Here is a 4,677-nt window from a genome sequence, read left to right as displayed (position 1 = left end):
ATCTTCGCCAGGGTGCCGTGGTACAGGGCGGGATCTTCGACACGACGTCGATCCCAGAGGCCATCGGCAAATTCGATCGAGCCCGGTGCGATGGCGTTGACCCGGATACGGTCCGGCGCCAGTGCCAGGGCCTGCGACGTCGTGTAATGCGACAGCGCGGCCTTGGCCGCTGCATACGGTGCGCCGCCGGGACGCGGTTGCTGCGCGGCGATCGAGGACAGATTGAGGATGCAGGCATCGGACGAGGCACGCAGCCACGGCAGCGCAAGGCGCGAGGCGCGGACCGCCGCCATCAGGTCGATCTGCAGGCTGGCGGCCCAGCCGTCTTYGTCATCGGCCATGCCGTAGCCGGTGGCGTTGTTGACCAGCACATCGATGCCGCCGAGCGCATCGGCAGCGGCCTGCAGCCAGGCGCCGATGCGGCCGAGGTCGCCCAGATCGGTGGCGAAGGTGTGCAGCTGCGTGGCCTGGGCCTGCGCATCGGCCTGCAGGGCGTCAAGCCCCGCCTGCCCGCGGGCGCAGGCCGACACCTGCGCACCGGCGCGAGCGAAGGCCAGCGCCAGTTCGCGGCCGATGCCCTTGCTGCCACCGGCGATCAGCACCCGGCGGCCGGTGAAATCGATCACCGGCCGGCCGTCGCGCGGGGAGGCGCTCTCCGCCATCACAGGTCGAACTTGATGCCCTGTGCCAGCGGCAGCGAATCCGAATAGTTGATGGTGTTGGTCTGGCGGCGCATGTAGACCTTCCATGCGTCCGAGCCAGATTCACGACCACCGCCGGTGTCCTTCTCACCACCGAAGGCGCCACCGATTTCCGCGCCCGAGGTGCCGATGTTGACGTTGGCGATGCCGCAGTCCGAACCGGCCGCCGACAGGAAGCGCTCGGCGGTCTTCAGGTTGGTGGTGAAGATCGAGGACGACAGGCCCTGCGGCACGCCGTTCTGCATGTCGATGGCTTCGTCCAGCGTGCTGTACTTCATCACGTACAGGATCGGCGCGAAGGTCTCGTGCTGCACCACTTCATCGCTGTTCTTCAGGCCGGTGACGATGGCCGGCAGCACGAAGTTGCCGGCGCGGTCGATGCGCGTGCCGCCGGTTTCGATGGTGCCGCCGCTGGCCTTGGCCTTTTCGATGGAGGCCAGGAACTGCTGCACGGCGCCGTCGCTGTTCAGCGGGCCCATCAGGTTGGCCGGGTCGGTCGGATCGCCGATCTTGCCTTCCACCTGCTTGTACGCCTTGACCAGCGTGGCCAGCACGTCGTCATGGATGGATTCGTGCACGATCAGGCGGCGGGTGGTGGTGCAGCGCTGGCCGGCGGTGCCGACCGCACCGAACACGATGCCRGGAATCGCCAGCTTCAGGTCGGCGGTTTCGTCGAGGATGATCGCGTTGTTGCCGCCCAGTTCCAGCAGGCAGCGGCCGAGGCGGTGCGCGACCTTCTCGGCGACCGTGCGGCCGACCTGGGTGGAGCCGGTGAAGCTGATCAGCGGCACGCGCTTGTCGGCCACCATCTTTTCCGACAGCGCGGTGCCGGCGTCGTTGATCAGGAAGAACAGATCCGGGAAACCGGCATCGCGCAGCGCTTCATTGCAGATGCGCATCGAGGCGATGGCGGTCAGCGGGGTCTTGTTGGACGGCTTCCACAGGCAGATGTCGCCGCAGATCGTGGCCAGGAACGAGTTCCATGCCCACACCGCCACCGGGAAGTTGAACGCGCTGATGATGCCGACCAGGCCGAGCGGCTGGTACTGCTCGTACATGCGGTGGCCGGGGCGTTCGGAATGCATGGTGTAGCCGTACAGCATGCGGCTCTGGCCCACGGCGAAGTCGGCGATGTCGATCATCTCCTGCACTTCACCGTCGCCTTCAGGCTTGCTCTTGCCCATTTCCAGCGCGACCAGCGAACCGAGGGCGTCCTTGTTCCTGCGCAGCGCTTCGCCACACAGGCGCACGGCTTCACCGCGACGCGGGGCCGGCGTGGTGCGCCAGACCTTGAAGGCTTCCTGGGCGCGCGCGATGACGGTTTCGTACTCGGCTTCGGTGGTGGCGCGGACCTGCGCGATCGGCTCGCCCGTGGTCGGATTGATCGGGGTGATCAGTTCACCACCGGTAGCGCTCGACCACTCCCCGTTGCCCAGGTAGGTGCCAGCGTTGATCGCGTCCAGACCAAGGGACTTGAGCAGCTCGGAAGACATGCAGACTCCTGTGTTTCGTTACGTTGTGTTTGGTGCCGCCGCGGGCAGGTGGGGGCGCGACGAACTGAGCCGCCGATGGTAGCAGAGCGCCCGGACTGGCCATGGTGCGCCGCGCCAGTGGCTATGGTGTGGCAGATGAAAGCTTGGAGGGCAGGGCGGCTTGCCTGTAAACTTGGCGGCTGCATGGCCCCGTAGCTCAGCTGGATAGAGCGTCCCCCTCCTAAGGGGAAGGTCGCCCGTTCGAATCGGGCCGGGGTCACCATCCACGTCGGGTGCATCGGCTCGTGCCCGCCACAATGCCGGCGCCATGGATCACGTTCTGCAGCCCGTCCACCCTTCGCATTTCGCGGTCATCGCTGGCTGGCTCGACTCGCCAGGGGCGACCCTGCGCTGGGCCGGCCCCGGTGTGCCGTTTCCCTTGCCTGCCAACGTTTTTGCCGCTGCGCTGGCGTTGTCTGATCGCCCGGGCCGGGCACTGCTGGACGCCGACGGCACCTGCGTGGGCTTTGGCCAGTACTGGCAGACGGCCCCTGGCAGCACCCACCTTGGGCGCATCATCGTGTCGCCGCAGGCGCGCGGCCGTGGCCTGGGCCGGGTGCTGATGACCGCACTGTGCGCCGAAGCCACTCGCCGCACCGCTGCAGTGCAACTGACGTTGAAGGTCTATAGGGACAATCAGGTGGCCGTGGCGCTGTACCGCGACCTCGGCTTTGTCGCCAGCGAAGACGCATCCACGCCGGAGCTGCTGTTCATGGCCCGCCGTACAACCTGAGCGGGAAAGGGCACGGCTCTGCACTCCCGCTGCACATCCTGTGCACGCGCTGCTGCAAGCGGACTCGGCAGTCTGGTGCCGTCCCCACCGGTTGCCAAGGAGCGCCCCCATGAATACCCCCGGCACCCCCAAGCCTTCGTGGCGCCAGCGCAACGTGCTGCTGACCGTCGCCGCCGTGCTGCTGGTGATCGTGCTGATCCTGCTCTTCGTGCCTTGGTAGCAGCGCGGCACGCCAAGCCATGCCTGGCGTCGCAGCGGTGACTCAGGCCTGCCTGAGCAGCTCCACCAGCTGTCGCAACCGGTAAGGCTTGGGCAGGAATTCCACCTGCTCGGGCAACGGCGGCAACTGCGAGCGTGCGTAGCCGGAGGAAAGGATCATCCGCGCCTGCGGCTGGTCCCGTGCCACATGCTCGCTCAGCTCGATGCCCGACATGCCGTTGGGCATGCTGATGTCACTGAACACCACATCGAAACRCGTGCCGCCCTGCAGCAGGGCGACCGCTTCCTGCGCATCCGCCGTGGTCGCCACGTCGATGCCGAAGTCGCGCAGGGCCAGGCCGATCATCTCACGCAGATCGGTCTGGTCCTCCACCATCAGTACGCGGATCGGATCATCGGTCATGGGTTGGGTTCCTCTGTGGCGGGTAGCAGCAGGCTGACCGTGGTGCCAACACCGGGCGTGGTGGACACGTCTACGAAGCCGCCGCTCTGGGTGGTGAATCCGAACACCTGGCTCAGGCCCAGGCCGCTGCCCTTGCCGATGTCCTTGGTGGTGAAGAAAGGCTCGGTCGCGCGTTCGGCGATGTCCGGGGCCATGCCGTGGCCCTCATCGCAGACGCTCAACGTCACATAGGTCCGTTGCCGGGATGTGTCGGCGTCGGGGTCCATGCGGTGTTCCAGCGCGGTGGCGATCAGTACCCGACCGCCTCCAACGGTGGCATCCGCGGCGTTGCCGACCAGGTTGGTCAGCGCCGTCTGCAGCTGCACGGTATCACTGAGTATGGCAGGCAGGCCCGCAGCCAGTGCGGTTTCCAGGGTGACGCCAGCAGGGCAGGTGGCCTGAAGGGCGGGCAACCAGTCGCGGATCCGTGCATTGATATCCAGCGTTTCGCGGATCAGGGTCTGCCCGGTGCTGAAGGCCAGCAGCTGCCGGGTCAGCAGTGCGCCACGATCGCTGGCCGCCTGCGCGGTGGTGAGCAGGGCGTTGGCACGCTCGTCATCACCCATGCGTGCGGACAGCAGGTCCAGCGCGTTGACGATGGTGGTCAGCAGATTGTTGAATTCATGGGCAAGGCCGCGGCTGAGCTGGCCGACCGTCTCGAACTGCTGGGTCTGGCGCAGCGCCCGCTGCGCGTCGCGCAGGAGCCGTTGCGCCTGCCACTGTTCAGTGATGTCGCGGGTGATCTTGACGAAGCCTACGAGCTCGCTGTTCTCGACCACCGACTCGATGACCACGCTGGCACGGAACGGAGACCCGTCACGGCGCACCCGCCAGCCTTCGGCGGCATGGTGTCCGCTTTCCGCCGCCAGTCGCAGCAGGTGCTGCGGCTCGCCGGCATCGCGATCGGCTGGCAGGTAGAAGCGTCCAAAGTGGGTGCCGATGACTTCTTCCGACCGGTAGCCCTTGATGCGTTCGGCGCCGGGATTCCAGCTGCAGACGATGCCATCGGGATCCAGCAGGTAAAGCGCATGGTCGCGCACGCTGTCGATC

5 protein-coding genes and 1 tRNA gene are annotated in these 4,677 nt (G+C 66.9%); 2 read left to right on the top strand and 4 right to left on the bottom strand.

Going from position 1 to position 4,677, the window contains the following annotated elements:
• Together AB4Y84_RS13695 and amaB are read right to left on the bottom strand one after the other, a co-directional pair.
• On the bottom strand, positions 1 to 662 hold a 662-nt coding region (locus AB4Y84_RS13695; RefSeq protein WP_442250291.1), incomplete at its 3' end, for an SDR family NAD(P)-dependent oxidoreductase.
• Positions 662 to 2,194: an L-piperidine-6-carboxylate dehydrogenase gene (gene amaB, locus AB4Y84_RS13690; RefSeq protein ID WP_248148690.1), complete on the bottom strand. Its 1,533-nt coding sequence runs from the start codon at positions 2,192 to 2,194 to the stop codon at positions 662 to 664. The genes AB4Y84_RS13695 and amaB, both read right to left, overlap by 1 nt.
• Positions 2,195 to 2,379: 185 nt before the next feature.
• Here amaB and AB4Y84_RS13685 point away from each other — a divergent pair.
• Positions 2,380 to 2,456: transfer RNA gene (locus AB4Y84_RS13685), tRNA-Arg, on the top strand.
• Between the two features lie 45 nt (positions 2,457 to 2,501).
• Positions 2,502 to 2,966 (top strand): GNAT family N-acetyltransferase, encoded by a 465-nt coding sequence (locus AB4Y84_RS13680; RefSeq protein ID WP_312786624.1) that lies wholly within the window; start codon positions 2,502 to 2,504, stop codon positions 2,964 to 2,966.
• A gap of 262 nt (positions 2,967 to 3,228) precedes the next feature.
• On the opposite strand, the gene AB4Y84_RS13675 is transcribed toward AB4Y84_RS13680, so the two are convergent.
• Positions 3,229 to 3,588 carry a response regulator gene (locus tag AB4Y84_RS13675; RefSeq protein WP_442250290.1) on the bottom strand — a complete coding sequence of 120 codons (360 nt, stop codon included), beginning with the start codon at positions 3,586 to 3,588 and terminating at the stop codon, positions 3,229 to 3,231.
• On the bottom strand, positions 3,585 to 4,677 hold a 1,093-nt coding region (locus AB4Y84_RS13670; RefSeq protein ID WP_442250289.1), incomplete at its 5' end, for a two-component system sensor histidine kinase NtrB. The genes AB4Y84_RS13670 and AB4Y84_RS13675, both read right to left, overlap by 4 nt.

Origin of the sequence: Stenotrophomonas sp. 2YAF22, from assembly GCF_052114665.1 — a bacterium.
Taxonomy (GTDB): domain Bacteria; phylum Pseudomonadota; class Gammaproteobacteria; order Xanthomonadales; family Xanthomonadaceae; genus Stenotrophomonas; species Stenotrophomonas indicatrix.
The sequence above is the reverse complement of the archived record's forward strand: the minus strand, read 5'-3'. Positions and strand labels throughout refer to the sequence as shown.